The following is a 13,198-nucleotide window of genomic DNA, read 5'->3' as shown; positions in this document are numbered from 1 at the left end:
AGTCTTGCGCTGCGCGGGCCAACCGCGCATTCGAAGGACGCGCCGTTGGGCTGCGCTGTTGCGCGTCACGCGGGCGGCCCCGTGTAGCGCTACTTCGACACTGCCGCCTCGAATCGCCTGACCGCTCCGACGATATCACTGCGTAGTTGCTGTAGCGCGCCGCGCCGCGCATCCGGCGGCACGAGTCCCTGCCACAGCAACTCGGCCAGCGAAGCAGCGGTCGCTTCGATATCGACGGCTCTCTCCTTGCGCACGGCATCCCACAGCACGTGCTCCATCGGACCGTAGATGGCGGAGCGCAGGAGCCCGAGCGACATGTCGGCGCGGATGTCGCCATTCGCCACGCCTTCGGCGAGCACGCTCATCATCGGCGCGGTATAACGGCGCTGCAACTCGACGATCACGTCGCCGAACTTGTCGTCTTTCTCGCGCCCTTCGGAAAGAATCAGCGCGCACAGTCCGGTTCCGTCGACGGTCAGGCGATAGAGATGCGTACGCACGAGGTACGCGAACTTGCTGCGCGTGCCGGCAATCAAGGGCAATTCATTTTCCACCTGGGCGATGATCTCGTCGTACCAGTTGCCGAGTACGCGAACGCACAGATCGCGCTTGCTTGCGAAGTAAGTGAAGATCGTCGCCTCGGACACCCCCACGCGCCGCGCGATTTCCGTCATGGTGGCGCCGGCATAGCCGACTTCGGAAAACACGAGCCGGGCTGCTTCGAGAATCGTCTTGAGGCGCTGCTCGGAGCGTGCCTGCACGGGCACGCGACGGGAGAGGGAGGACGTGTTCATTGCGGCAATGAGGTGGTCGGGAGTAGCATTGGCAGGTTAGTTGAGTCTAGCTCAATATAAATTTTGTGGAAAGGCGCGCAGAAATTCCTCTGAAATTTATGCACTCAACTGCTCTTCGTCGTAACTTGAGCTAAACTCAAACACTTCAAAAAAGCAGCAGCAAGTTACGGAGACAGCTCGCATGCCTACAGCTTCGCAGCGGACCTCATCGCTGCCTTCTTCATTGAACGGCTACCGTTCGGTGTTTCGGGAAGGCCTGTTCGCCGGCCAGGTGATCGTCGTCACCGGTGCCGGCAGTGGGCTGGGTCGTTGCACGGCGCACGAACTCGCGTCGTTGGGAGCGAGGCTGGCGCTGATCGGCCGCAGCGAAGACAAACTGAAAGCCGTGCTGGCCGAGTTGGCGGCGGACCATCCAGCCGTCGCCGGTGGCCACAGCATCTACCCGTGCGACATCCGCCACGAACCGCAGGTCCGCGAAACGATCGCCTCGATCATCGCGGAGTTGGGCCACATCGACGGTCTGTTCAATTGCGCCGGCGGTCAATTTCCGGCTCCGCTGGAAAAGATTTCGTTGAATGGCTGGGACGCGGTCGTGCGCAACAATTTGCACGGCACCTTTCTGATGTCGCGCGAGTGCTATACGCAATGGATGCAGCATCACGGCGGCGCGATCGTGAACATGCTCGCCGACATCTGGGGCGGCATGCCTGGCATGGGCCACTCGGGCGCGGCTCGCGCGGGTGTATGGAATTTCACGGAAACCGCCGCCTGCGAGTGGGGCCACGCGGGCGTGCGAGTCAATGCCGTTGCGCCAGGCTGGATCGCCTCGGCCGGGATGGACAGCTACCATGAGGATTACCAGGCGCTGTTGCGCACGCTGAAACACAAGGTGCCGCTGCAACGCTTCGGCACCGAGTCCGAACTCGCCAGCGCAGCCGTGTTTCTGCTCTCGGAAGCGTCGGCGTTCATCAACGGTACGGTGATTCGCGTCGACGGCGGCGTGCCGAACGCGCGTCATTCCTGGCCGTTAGCGCAAGCGGAGCGTACGATCGAATACAACGGTTTTCCGCGCTATGAGCCGCCGACGGGTTTGCAGGACCAGGTCGAGCCACACGCATAGGCGGCACGCCACGCAAACCGTCCGCCAGTCGAAGCGACACGAAGGCGACACGAAGGAGACACGATGAACCTCGAAGGCCAGACCTACGATTCGCTGACGGCGAATTTCGCGTGGCGTATTGCGCCGCGCTACAACATCGGCGTCGACGTCTGCGACAAATGGGCCGACGGCTCGGGCCGTCTTGCGCTGATCGTCGAAGACGCCGACGGCCACGCCACGCGCTACACGTTCGACGAATTGAAGACCTTGTCCGACCGCTTCGCGAACACATTGCAGGCAAGCGGCGCGCAACGCGGCGACCGCGTCGGCATCTTCCTGTCGCAATCGATCGAGACCGCCATCGCGCATCTCGCCGCGTACAAGGCGGGCATGGTGGCCGTGCCGCTATTCGCGCTCTTCGGCGTCGACGCGATCGAACATCGTCTCGGCGACAGCGGCGCGGTGGCGCTGATCACCGATCACGCGGGCGTGCAGAAAGTCGACGAGATTCGCGCCGCATTGCCCGAGTTGCGCAACGTCTTCAGCGTCGATATCGAACAGGATCGCGCCGACCCGTCCGCGCCCGTGCGTGCGTTCTGGCAGGCGCTAACGCATGCATCCGCAGACTTCACGCCGGTCGACACCGGCGCAGACGATCCCGCGGTCATCATCTACACGTCGGGTACGACCGGCAAACCTAAGGGCGCGTTGCATGGGCATCGCGTGTTGCTGGGTCATCTGCCCGGCGTCGAGATGTCGCAGCAGGGCTTTCCCGCGCACGCCACGCTAATGTGGACGCCGGCGGACTGGGCATGGATCGGCGGCCTGTTCGACGTGCTGCTGCCGTCGTGGCATCACGGCGTCGCGGTGCTCGCGCGCCGCTTTGCGAAATTCGACGGCGAGGCCGCATTCGATCTGATGGCGCGCCACGCGGTCTCGCATACGTTCCTGCCGCCGACCGCGCTGAAGATGATGCGCGGCGTCGCGCATCCGGAACGCTGGCATCTCGCATTGCGCTCGGTGGCGAGCGGCGGCGAATCGCTCGGCGAGGAGTTGATCGGCTGGGGCCGCGCGGCGCTCGGCGTGACGATCAACGAGTTCTATGGACAGACCGAATGCAACGTCGTGGTGTCGTCGTGCGCGGCGCTGTTCGAGCCGCGCTTCGGCGCGATCGGCCGCGCGGTGCCGGGGCATCATGTCGCGATCGTCGATGCGAACGGCGACGAACTGCCGCCGGGCGCGATCGGCGATATCGCGGTGGCCGCGCCCGATCCGGTGATGTTCCTCGGGTACTGGCGCAACGAAGCGGCGACGCACGAGAAATTCCGCGGCAGGTTTCTGCTGACCGGCGACCTCGGCACGCGCGACGCGGATGGCTTCATCCGTTTCGTGGGCCGTGGCGACGACGTGATTACGAGCGCCGGTTACCGGATCGGCCCGGCGTCGATCGAAGATTCGCTGCTGCGTCATCCTGCGGTGTCGATGGCGGCCGTGATCGGCGCACCGGATCGCGAGCGCACCGAAATCGTGATGGCGTTCGTGGTGCTGAAGCCGGGTTTCGTCGGCGATGCAGCGCTCGTGCGCGAGATTCAGCAGCACGTCAAGACGCGCCTCGCCGCGCATGAATATCCACGCGAAATCCGCTTCGTCGACAGTCTGCCGTTGACGGCAACCGGCAAGGTCATCCGCAAGGCGCTGCGTGCAGGACTCGCGCCGCAAGCGGGCGACCCTACTGCAAAAACCTGAAACCCGATGACCACGAACGCACGCGGACCCTCCACTCGAACCGCCAGAACATCAAGAACGTCCGCCCAAGAACCGTCCGCCGCCGCACTGGACGATACCGACCGCAAGCTGCTCGCGCTGCTCGCCGAAGACGCCACGCGCACTTACGCGGAACTCGGCAAGCTGCTGTTTTTGTCTGCGCCCGCGGTTCACGAACGCGCCCGGCGTCTGAAGCGCGAAGGCGTGATCAAGGCCACTGTCGCCGCACTCGACGCCGCGAAACTGAACCGCCCGTTGCTCGCGTTCGTGCACGTGGATACAACGAGCTGGGCCGTCACGCGGCAACTGCTTGCGCTGCAAGAGCTATCGGACGTCGAGGAGATTCATACGGTGACGGGCGAGAGCGCGATGCTGCTGAAAGTACGTACGCGCGACACTCAATCGCTCGAACAACTGCTCGCGCGCATTCACGCGATAGAAGGCTTCACCGGCACGCGCAGCTACATTGCGCTGACCACGTATCTGGAGCGCGGGCCGAGCTCGAACCTGTAGCGCGGTGACTGAAGCATGCCGCTCACGCATGCAGCGCAAGACCCTTGACCGCCTTGTCGACCGCTTTCTTCGGCCCTCGCACCGCGATTCCGACGAGATCAGGCGCGTCGGCGGGCTCGGCGCGAAACGCCTCGCGGTTCGCTTCGTCATGTCCGGTGGAGAACATCGCGCGGACATACACGGCGCGCGTCAACTCGCGTTCGATGCCCTGACGAAACGCGCGCAGCAAACCCGCGTTGTCCGCCTGATAGACCATCATCGGCTGGCCGAGCAGCCGCGCATGTCGGCGGCCAGCCGCGTCCTCGTATGGCTCGCCGAGCGCCTCGGGCGCGGCGCCCGCGATGCCGGTGGCGAGAAACGCGGTCACATTGAGTTTTTGCCACACGGCGAGATCGTCCAGCACGATGATCGCGACTTTCGTATCGAATTCCATTACGCACTACGCTCCATGTTCAAGAGAGACTCCACAGTCGAATCTTATGGAAAATCGCCCGGTGCGGGAATGAGCGCGCGGCAAAAACGAATGGGCTTCGACGAACTCGCGTTAGCGCAGCACCGATGTCGGGTTTTGCCTGATAGGGTTCGGCAAGCTGCATTGTCTGTTGAGTCCGAGTCTTGAGCGGTACAAAGCGCACGTTCGGGCACCGTATCGCCTCGCAGACTGCTTCGGCGTCAGCCGCATCGGTCTTATCGCTCTTTACGTAACGCCGCGCGATCTGCGGGGCGATCGGTTCACCGGTGCGTTCCGGCTTTGCGAGCTTCTAGCCTCAGAAGCGGGAGTCGTCCATCAAATCGGAACCGTCGTGAGAGCATTGAAAGTTGACAATTATCGACAATCGAAGCCTTGTCCCCATGATACTTATGGGTTGTTCTGCCGCATCGTGCGAATTCTTGTGGAGGGGCAAGATGAGTCGTTGGTTGGTGGTGCTCGTATCGTCCATAGCGCTGTGGTCCAGTTCTGCAGTTGCTGCGACAGTGCCGGTTGTTGGCTATATCGCCGAGCCGAAGATCTTCTTCTCTGGGACCTCGGACGACGCAAGCAGCGGAATGTTGACGCTCAAAACCTCGACCGGTGTGATCTGTCGCGGGCAATGGATGTATAGCTCGCCTGAATCAGGCTATGCCCGTGCGACGTGTGGAGACGGTAGAAATGTCGAAGTTCGCTTCAATTCAATTGACTCTCCAAGCGGTACGAGTATCGGGAACGGCTCAACTTCTCTCGGTGAGCGAGTGGTCTCTTATGCGGGCCACGATGCGGCTCAATTCATGGCGAGTCAGTCAAATACGCCGAAGGAAAAGCTGGTTGGTATCGGAAGCGGATTTTTTGTATCGGACGGAGGTGCGCTTCTGACAACCCGTCATGTCGTAGCTGGATGCAATCGATTTGCCGTGTGGAACGGTGAGCGAGCATTCGACGCGGCCTATGTTGCGTCCGATACCAAAGTTGATCTTGCGGTATTGAAGGTGAATAGTTGGCGCGGTTTTTCCGCATCGTTCGCACCGGAATCAGAAGTTGGCGAGACAGTCTATTCCTTGGGATATTCATCAGGAGTTGGGCAACGAGCGCCGCTGATTATTCAGCAAGGCGTGATTGCATCCATGTCCGGACTCGATGGAAAGAGATTTCTTTTGCAACACTCAGCGGTGTTCAGCCCTGGCAATAGCGGCGGCCCGCTACTAGATCCATCCGGGAACGTTGCGGGAGTCAACGACTTGACGTTAAGTGCAGGCGAACCAATCAATCAGCAGTATTACGCGATCAAGCCGGATGTTGCACGCCAATTTCTATCGCGTAATGGCGTCAGTGCCTCTGCCGACTTGAAAGGCGGCCCAGCCTCAGCACAAATCGCCTACAAAACCGCAAAAGAATTTACCGTGCGTGTGGAATGCTACGCGCGAATGTAGAAGGAGCGGTTGTTCGTAAATCTGGACATAGACGGTTTCTACAGTGGTATACGCTGGGGTAATTGAGAGACCCATCAGCCCGTCCGACACAACTTGACGATTACAACTCCACAAGACCGGAGCGGCTCAGCGAGTGCCGCCACGGTCCAATTGGACAGCTGTGAATCCTCGTCTCCCATGGCTTTTAGCAGCGCGGCAATCCAAGTTTTCTAAAGTTGACATCTTTATCGGCGTAGCTGTGAGACATTTAATTCGGTCTACGATTACACCCGCCAGGTATCGCTGCCGCCTCGAAGCATTCGAAAAAAAATGTGACAGGCGACTGGATACCGGAAAATCTACGTACGTCGGATGCTGTAGGTCATTGAAAATGGAAAAAGTAATAGGCAGCCGCCGTTCGTTTGTCTCCTCATGTTTGAGCGGGCGTGGAAGTGGTTAGAGCGTTGATTTTTTGCGCATCCGAAAAAAAAGAAAAAAGCAGGTATGGCGGAAAAATTGAACGAGGTGATGTGAATGAACAACTGCAACCCGTGCACAGAGCGGCATTCCGATATGACCGGTGGGCATTTCGGTACTTTGCTGTGCTCCGCGGTGTTGTGCTTGACATTGATATCTGCAGCAGCAGGCACTTATGCAGCGCAAGCCGAGCCGAATTCTTCCAGCGGGGCATCGAGTCCAGCATCTTCGTCTATTCCGGATATTCAAAGCAACAAGCTGCAGCCAGATGCATCAGGACCTGAATTGACAGGCGTTGATACTCAGTCCGGTTCGACAGGGCAGTCGGCAGACGGGGCAGCACTAGGGCTTAATCAATCGGTTCGACTAGCGCTAAATCATTATCCATCTATTGCCGACGCGATCTCCCAGCTCTCGCAGGCAGGCGTCGGCATCGATGTAGCGCGTGCGGGTTACTTCCCCAAGGTAACGACGGGTTTGGGTGGCGGGAACAACTCTCCCACGGGTAGGGCAAGCACCACATCGGTTGAGATTACCCAGATGATCTATGACTTCAATAAGGTCAAGAGCGCGGTTGGTCAAGCTAGTGCAACTGTGAAGCGCCAACGGGCGGAAGTCTTGAGGGAGATTCAATCGGTTGAAAGACAGACGGCCGAAGCATATGTCAACGTAAGTCGTTATCAAGCGCTTGTCCGCATCGCGGAGGATCAGGTTAGCGCAATGGAGCGAGTGTACGAGATGGCAGAGTTACGTGCGAGTGCCGGCGTTAGCACACGTTCGGATCCAATCCAGGCTGGTGCGCGGCTTCATGGTGCGCGAGCCAGCTTGGGAGAAATGCGCGCACAAAGCCAGCGTGCCCGACAGCATTTGCGTACGCTAACTGGTAGCGAGCTTTCGGGACAGGTCGCTCCCCTCTCGATGGAACAGGCGTCCGGAAAGTCATTGAGTGCCGATCCGGATACGAATTTGATGCCCGACGTCATGGTTGCCCAGGCGGAGGCAGAAATCTCCCAGAAGCAGCTTGACGCGGCACGCGCAGATCGATTGCCGACGGTTTCCCTTGACTACACGCTAAATAAAAACCTGACGGGTATAAATCCGACCACCTTCACACGTAACGGTTCGAACCACACCCTAATGGTTACGCTGACATGGAATGCTTTCCAGGGCGGTGCGCTAAACGCGCAGGTTAACGCGGCCAATTATGCGCTCGATGCCGCGCGTTCACGGATAGAGCGAGCTCAGTTAGACAGTATGGACGCGGCACTCGATTCTCGAGAACAAGCGCTTGGAGCCAAGAGTCGGGTAACTGATCTTACTGCGAGAAAGGCAAGTCTGGAAAGCGCGCGCGATCTCTACCAGGAGCAATACAAGCTTGGTTCGCGGTCCATTCTCGACTTGCTCAGTACCGAGGAAGAGTTTTTTCAGGCCGTCTCGGATGAAACACAGGTTCAGCACGATTACTGGATTGGCGTGGTTGATTACGTAGCTGCGACGGGCGCTGGAAACGAATTCTATGGTATCGGCGTGGATGCTGCACCAGGTCTGGAGGGGAATCGATGATGGATACTCGTCTATTACAGCAGCGATGGCTCGACGCCATGCTGGTTGTGGCAAGTCACTATCGACTTGGTGTTTCCGAAGAGACTGTTCGGATAGGCTTGGTGTGGCAGGAGGGAGCCGCAGAAGAAAATCTACTCTTTGGAATGGCTAGACGAGTCGGCCTCTCGCTCAGGTTCTTACCAACGGAGCGAGCCAAACTGGATGCGTGGAATCTTCCCGCCGTGGTTGAGCTAACCGACGGCATGGTATGCGTTATGACGTCAATCGACGGTAGTGGGCGAGTGACGTCGACTGTCAGTGGCGAAGGAGGCGTTCGCACAATTTTGCATATCGACGCATTGAATGAAAAGGTGCGGCGCGTTGCCATTCTGCGACCTTTGCAGTCGGCGCCGGATATTCGCGTTGATGATTATGTGAAACCGTACCAGAAGAGCTGGTTTTGGGGAATCGCTCTCAAGGAGTGGCCGCGGTATGTTGACGTCATGGTCGCGTCGCTAGTTGCCAATCTCCTTGCGCTCGCCGGTGTCTTATTTTCGACGCAGGTGTACGACCGTGTGATTCCGGCTCAATCGGAAGCAACTCTATGGGTGCTTTTCAGTGGCGTTTTGTTGGCTATCGCATTTGAGTTTGTCTTGCGCCTGGCGCGCGCGCGCATCTCGGACTCGACGGGTAAGCGAGCGGATCTGAAGATCACGGATGTTGTGTTCGGGCACGCCTTGCGTATCCGTAACGAGGCTCGGCCACGTTCCACGGGTTCCTTCATTGCCCAACTACGTGAACTGGAGCAGGTGCGCGAGTTGATGACCTCTACGACTGTCGGCGCAGCAGCCGATCTTCCTTTCTTTTTCCTGTTCCTGGTGGTGATGTGGTTAGTGGCGGGACAGTTGGTGTTTGTCACGCTGGCTGCAGTTCCACTGCTGGTTATACCCGGTCTGCTCGTTCAGCGTCCGTTAGCCAGACTCTCCAATGAGGGGACGCGTGAATCTGCATTGCGAAATGCAATGTTGGTGGAGACGGTCCAGGGAATTGAAGATATAAAGCTGCTCCGCGCGGAGGAAAAATTCCAAAGTCAATGGAATGAAGTGAACGCGGTCTCCGCTTCGGTGAGTATGAAGCAGAGATCCATCGTCAATTTGCTAATGACATGGACTCAGGAGGTTCAGAGTATTGTCTATGCCGTCATGCTGCTGATCGGCAGTTTCATGGTTATGAAAGGCGATATGACGACGGGCACGCTCGTTGGGGCCTCTCTGTTGTCGTCGCGAATGATCTCTCCTCTTGCTCAACTTTCTGGTGTGTTCGCGCGTTGGCAGCAGGCAAAGGTGGCGCGTAAGGGGCTGGATGAACTGATGGAACGGCCGGTGGATCAAGCGACGCATGAGCGCCTTGTTCATCGCCCTTCCATTGCTGGTAACTACACCCTCGAGCGAGTGAGTTTCAAGTATGGAAAAGATGATCGTGCTCCGACCCTCACGGTGCCGCGCCTGGAAATTCGCGCAGGAGAGAAGATTGCCTTGCTGGGGCGAATGGGTGCCGGCAAGTCGACTCTCCTTCAAGTTCTCGCTGGCCTTCGTTCACCACAGGAAGGGGACGTTATTCTGGATGGTACGCAACTCAGGCTGATTGATCCTGCGGACGTGCGTCGTGATATGGCATTGCTTGGCCAACGAGCGCAACTCTTTTACGGAACCATACGTGAGAATTTGAAACTTGGGGCGCCAATGGCCTCGGATGAGATGGTCGCGGCTGCAATGCAGATGGTGGGCGTATTGCCGTTTGTTCAGTCCCGTCCCAAGGGACTTGACGAGCTTATTCTTGAAGGTGGAGCGAGTCTTTCTGGTGGCCAGCGTCAGTCACTTTTACTTGCGCGGACGCTGTTGTGCGACTCGCAAATCGTTTTGCTGGATGAGCCAACCTCCAGCTTTGACGAAGGTAGTGAGCGCCATGTTATTCAATCGATGAAAAGTTGGCTTGGATCTCGAACTCTCGTGATTGCAACTCATCGGATGCCGGTCTTGGAACTGGTCGACAGAATCATTGTGCTCGATGGTGGTCGCGTAGTGATGGACGGTTCCAAAGAGCAAGTTATTGGAGCGCTATCTCGATGAAATTAGATGACATTGATCTTGGTGCTGCCGAAAAGGCGGGTTCTGGTCGAAGAGCGGGAGTCGCCGGACCAGAGAAATTGCTCGAAGGATCTGTAAAGAGCGATTCGAAAACGTTTTTTAGTAGAACGCCGATTTCATCAGCTCCGCCGCGGGAAAGCCGTATTACGTGGATCATTGCTCTGATGGTCGTTGTCTTTCTCGGCTGGGCGGCGATTTTCAGGTTGGATGAAGTCTCGAGTGGTGTCGGGAAGGTTATTCCGAGCTCGAAGGAGCAGGTTATCCAATCGCAGGAGGGTGGGATACTGGTGGAGTTGCACGTTAGAGAGGGAGATATCGTACAGGCGGGACAAGTCATTGCTCAACTCGATCGTACGCGCTACGAGGCGACGGTCGAAGAGAGTGCGTCGAAGCTACGGGCAGCCGCGGCAACCGCTGCGCGACTCACAGCCGAGGTCAACGGAACGGCCCTCGTTTTCCCGCCTGATGTTGCGCTGGATAAGGATCTGGTGCTCAGCGAAACGTCATTGTTCCAATCGCGGCAAAAGGCTTTGAATTCAACGCTGTCGGATTTGAGTCGGTCGATAGATCTGATCAGGCGCGAGCTTGATATGACTCTGCCTCTTGTTGCTAAAGGGGCTGCTAGTGATGTAGAGGTACTTCGATTGAAGCGTCAGATTGCGGATCTGGAAGGCAAGCAAAACGATGCGCGCAACGACTACTACGTTAAGGCCCGTGAGGAATTGGCAAGGGCGAACGCCGAGGTCGATGCGCAGCGATCCGTTACTCGAGGCAGAGAGGATAGTCTTACGCATTTAACGTTCAAATCGCCTGTCAGGGGAGTGGTCAAGAATATCGCGGTGACCACTCATGGCGGTGTCGTCGCTCCTGGGGGTGAACTCATGACGATTGTTCCAATGGATGAGAAGCTTCTTGTCGAGGCGCGGATTTCTCCACGTGATGTGGCATTCATTCATCCCGGCCAGGAAGCAATGGTCAAGATAACGGCGTACGACTATTCAATCTACGGTGGTTTGCGCGGGAAGGTGACCGTCATTTCGCCGGATACGATTCAGGACGAGGTAAAGCGCGATGTCTATTACTACCGGGTCTATATCCGGACCGACGCCGACCACCTGGTGAACCGGAAGGGAAAGATATTTCCAATCGTGCCTGGCATGGTGGCTACTGTAGACATACGTACCGGAAGCAAGACGGTGCTGGAGTACCTGATAAAGCCGTTGAATCGGGCGCGCGAGGCCCTTCGTGAGAGATAGGCTCTGGCCTGGGAGTCTGGCCTTTTGGCCGAGAATATCTCTGAAATTTTGTGGTGATATCGCACGATGCGACTGAGCTGAATTCAGTCGGGTTCGGAAGCAGAGATTCTCTTCAGTGAATCAGACTGAATCTGCCCGTCGGTGGTTGATTTATCGTGCTGGCGGAGATCGATGAAGAGGACGTCGCCGTAGCGGTGGGTGTCCTATCTTAAATAGTAAGGAGTCCGTTATGACTCGGGAAGAGAAGGTAATTCATGCCGACGTCGGTCGGTTCGGTCGAGCCGGACCGACAGGTCGCGATCGCTACAGCCTAACGGCATCGTCGGGCGGTAGCGCAGTTCACGCCCAATGAGTTCTATCGCGTTATGCGCAGTACCGATTAGGGCGTGAACTCTTATCGTTCGATCGACTTCCATCGTGTCTTATTGGCAAGCGGAGCGAATTCTCGGATGAGGCGGAGTGTGGGAAGGCACTTTTAGAAGAATTGCGATTTAAGTGTGGCAGTGGTCCGTGCAGAATCGCCGGTAGTGCCTGAAATCTTGTATGCCGATAGCCGGAAGTTCTGCGTTGTTGGTGCCCTGTTACCTTTAGGAAGGTGTAGACATGTCTGAAAATATCACCATTGTTGACAAAAAGTCACATGCGCAAACGCATCTGACTGCGTCCGATGTCAAGCTGGTTTCTCCGTCGGTAGTCGAACTGCCATTGCGGCGCGTCGAAATCAAGTCAATTGCGCGCAGCGGGGATGCTCTGGTCATCAACACCGTGTCTGGCGAAGTGATCGTGATTCACGGGTTTTTTAATACCGTTGGAAATGTTCATAGTGACCTCGTGCTGCAGAGTGACGATGGTCTGTGGCTGCTCGACGAATCGTCGTTGGGTGCAGCGCATCCTGAGGGCGTATTCTCGTCGATCGACACGGTCGAGCCGCTGTTGCTTCACGACGATTCGGGTCTGGGCGCGCTGGCGATGATTCTGGGTGGTCTGGGTATTGCAGGTGGGGCGATTGGCCTCGCTGCCAGTGGTGGTGGTGATTCAGACAAGCCGTCAAGCACCAAGGTAGATTCGCCGACGATGTCGCTCACCCAGGGGCACGACGGTTCACTTGTGGCCACGGGTCATGCAATACCCGGTCATACGGTGACGGTCACCTGGCCTGATGGCAGCAAGTCGAATGCAGTGGCGGATGCCTCGGGCAACTACTCGGTGTCGACGGACGTGCCGCAGTCGAGCGGCACGGTGGAGGCGATCGCGACCGATCCGGCGGGCCACGCGAGTGATCCGACGGATGTGAACTACACGGACACGACCGCGCCGCAGGCGCCGGCAGTCAACGTGACGCCGAACGAGGACGGAGGCCTGACGGTGGGCGGCACGGCCGAGCCGGGCTCGACCGTGACGGTGACGTATCCGGACGGCAGCACGGTCACGACCGTGGCCGATGGCTCGGGCAATTACAGTGTGTCGACGGACGTGCCGCAGACGAACGGCACGGTGGAAGTGGTCGCCACCGATCCGGCGGGCAACGCGAGTGATCCGACGGACGTGAACTACACGGACACGACCGCGCCGCAGGCGCCGGTGGTGAACGTGACGCCGAACGAGGACGGAGGCCTGACGGTTGGCGGCACGGCCGAGCCGGGCTCGACCGTGACGGTGACGTATCCGGACGGCAGCACGGGCTCGACCGTGGCGGACGCTTCGGGCAACTATTCGGTGTCG

The 13,198-nt window shown here is 58.3% G+C and carries 10 protein-coding genes and 1 pseudogene; 8 read left to right on the top strand and 3 right to left on the bottom strand.

Translation table 11 applies throughout. The features are described from left to right. Positions 1-89: 89 nt before the first annotated feature. On the bottom strand, positions 90-794 hold the full coding sequence (locus tag HV770_RS20200) for a TetR/AcrR family transcriptional regulator (protein WP_175162423.1): 705 nt from the start codon (positions 792-794) through the stop codon (positions 90-92). 181 nt (positions 795-975) lie between these two features. On the opposite strand from HV770_RS20200, the gene HV770_RS20195 reads away from it, so the two are divergent. The 3 genes from HV770_RS20195 to HV770_RS20185 all read left to right on the top strand — a co-directional run bounded on the left by HV770_RS20195 (position 976) and on the right by HV770_RS20185 (position 4,170). Continuing rightward, the gene (locus tag HV770_RS20195; RefSeq protein ID WP_175162421.1) at positions 976-1,914 is read left to right on the top strand and encodes an SDR family oxidoreductase; all 939 of its coding nucleotides are present in this window, start codon (positions 976-978) and stop codon (positions 1,912-1,914) included. A gap of 63 nt (positions 1,915-1,977) precedes the next feature. Then, positions 1,978-3,639, top strand: coding sequence for an acyl-CoA synthetase (locus tag HV770_RS20190; RefSeq protein ID WP_175162419.1), 1,662 nt, complete (start codon positions 1,978-1,980; stop codon positions 3,637-3,639). A gap of 6 nt (positions 3,640-3,645) precedes the next feature. Continuing rightward, positions 3,646-4,170 carry an Lrp/AsnC family transcriptional regulator gene (locus HV770_RS20185; RefSeq protein ID WP_175162417.1) on the top strand — a complete coding sequence of 175 codons (525 nt, stop codon included), beginning with the start codon at positions 3,646-3,648 and terminating at the stop codon, positions 4,168-4,170. 22 nt (positions 4,171-4,192) lie between these two features. On the opposite strand, the gene HV770_RS20180 is transcribed toward HV770_RS20185, so the two are convergent. Together HV770_RS20180 and HV770_RS38790 are read right to left on the bottom strand one after the other, a co-directional pair. Continuing rightward, positions 4,193-4,603: a DUF2000 domain-containing protein gene (locus HV770_RS20180; RefSeq protein ID WP_175162416.1), complete on the bottom strand. Its 411-nt coding sequence runs from the start codon at positions 4,601-4,603 to the stop codon at positions 4,193-4,195. A 160-nt stretch (positions 4,604-4,763) separates the two neighbouring features. Then, positions 4,764-4,898: pseudogene (locus HV770_RS38790) on the bottom strand (IS110 family transposase); the annotation flags it as partial. 178 nt (positions 4,899-5,076) lie between these two features. Here HV770_RS38790 and HV770_RS20175 point away from each other — a divergent pair. From HV770_RS20175 to HV770_RS20155, 5 genes are all read left to right on the top strand, one after another. After that, positions 5,077-6,075, top strand: a complete 999-nt coding sequence (locus tag HV770_RS20175) for a S1 family peptidase (RefSeq protein WP_175162414.1) — start codon at positions 5,077-5,079, stop codon at positions 6,073-6,075. A gap of 513 nt (positions 6,076-6,588) precedes the next feature. Next, a complete protein-coding gene (locus tag HV770_RS20170) occupies positions 6,589-8,094 on the top strand; it encodes a TolC family outer membrane protein (RefSeq protein ID WP_175162412.1) in 1,506 nt (501 codons plus the stop codon). After that, positions 8,091-10,202 carry a type I secretion system permease/ATPase gene (locus HV770_RS20165; RefSeq protein WP_246291050.1) on the top strand — a complete coding sequence of 704 codons (2,112 nt, stop codon included), beginning with the start codon at positions 8,091-8,093 and terminating at the stop codon, positions 10,200-10,202. Before HV770_RS20170 ends, HV770_RS20165 begins: the two co-directional genes overlap by 4 nt. Continuing rightward, the gene (locus tag HV770_RS20160; protein WP_175162410.1) at positions 10,199-11,476 is read left to right on the top strand and encodes an HlyD family type I secretion periplasmic adaptor subunit; all 1,278 of its coding nucleotides are present in this window, start codon (positions 10,199-10,201) and stop codon (positions 11,474-11,476) included. The genes HV770_RS20165 and HV770_RS20160 overlap by 4 nt, the downstream gene beginning before the upstream one ends. 603 nt (positions 11,477-12,079) lie before the next feature. Next, on the top strand, positions 12,080-13,198 hold a 1,119-nt coding region (locus HV770_RS20155; RefSeq protein WP_175162408.1), incomplete at its 3' end, for an Ig-like domain-containing protein.

Origin of the sequence: Paraburkholderia fynbosensis, from assembly GCF_902859935.1 — a bacterium.
Taxonomy (GTDB): domain Bacteria; phylum Pseudomonadota; class Gammaproteobacteria; order Burkholderiales; family Burkholderiaceae; genus Paraburkholderia; species Paraburkholderia fynbosensis.
The sequence above is the reverse complement of the archived record's forward strand: the minus strand, read 5'-3'. Positions and strand labels throughout refer to the sequence as shown.

What these genes read in the sequence shown, in the direction of transcription:
- HV770_RS20180 (WP_175162416.1), bottom strand. Translation starts at nt 4,603, where the DNA reads ATGGAATTCGATACGAAAGTCGCGATCATCGTGCTGGACGATCTCGCC.
- HV770_RS20170 (WP_175162412.1), top strand. Translation starts at nt 6,589, where the DNA reads ATGAACAACTGCAACCCGTGCACAGAGCGGCATTCCGATATGACCGGT.
- HV770_RS20195 (WP_175162421.1), top strand. Translation starts at nt 976, where the DNA reads ATGCCTACAGCTTCGCAGCGGACCTCATCGCTGCCTTCTTCATTGAAC.
- HV770_RS20190 (WP_175162419.1), top strand. Translation starts at nt 1,978, where the DNA reads ATGAACCTCGAAGGCCAGACCTACGATTCGCTGACGGCGAATTTCGCG.
- HV770_RS20175 (WP_175162414.1), top strand. Translation starts at nt 5,077, where the DNA reads ATGAGTCGTTGGTTGGTGGTGCTCGTATCGTCCATAGCGCTGTGGTCC.
- HV770_RS20160 (WP_175162410.1), top strand. Translation starts at nt 10,199, where the DNA reads ATGAAATTAGATGACATTGATCTTGGTGCTGCCGAAAAGGCGGGTTCT.
- HV770_RS20165 (WP_246291050.1), top strand. Translation starts at nt 8,091, where the DNA reads ATGATGGATACTCGTCTATTACAGCAGCGATGGCTCGACGCCATGCTG.
- HV770_RS20185 (WP_175162417.1), top strand. Translation starts at nt 3,646, where the DNA reads ATGACCACGAACGCACGCGGACCCTCCACTCGAACCGCCAGAACATCA.
- HV770_RS20200 (WP_175162423.1), bottom strand. Translation starts at nt 794, where the DNA reads ATGAACACGTCCTCCCTCTCCCGTCGCGTGCCCGTGCAGGCACGCTCC.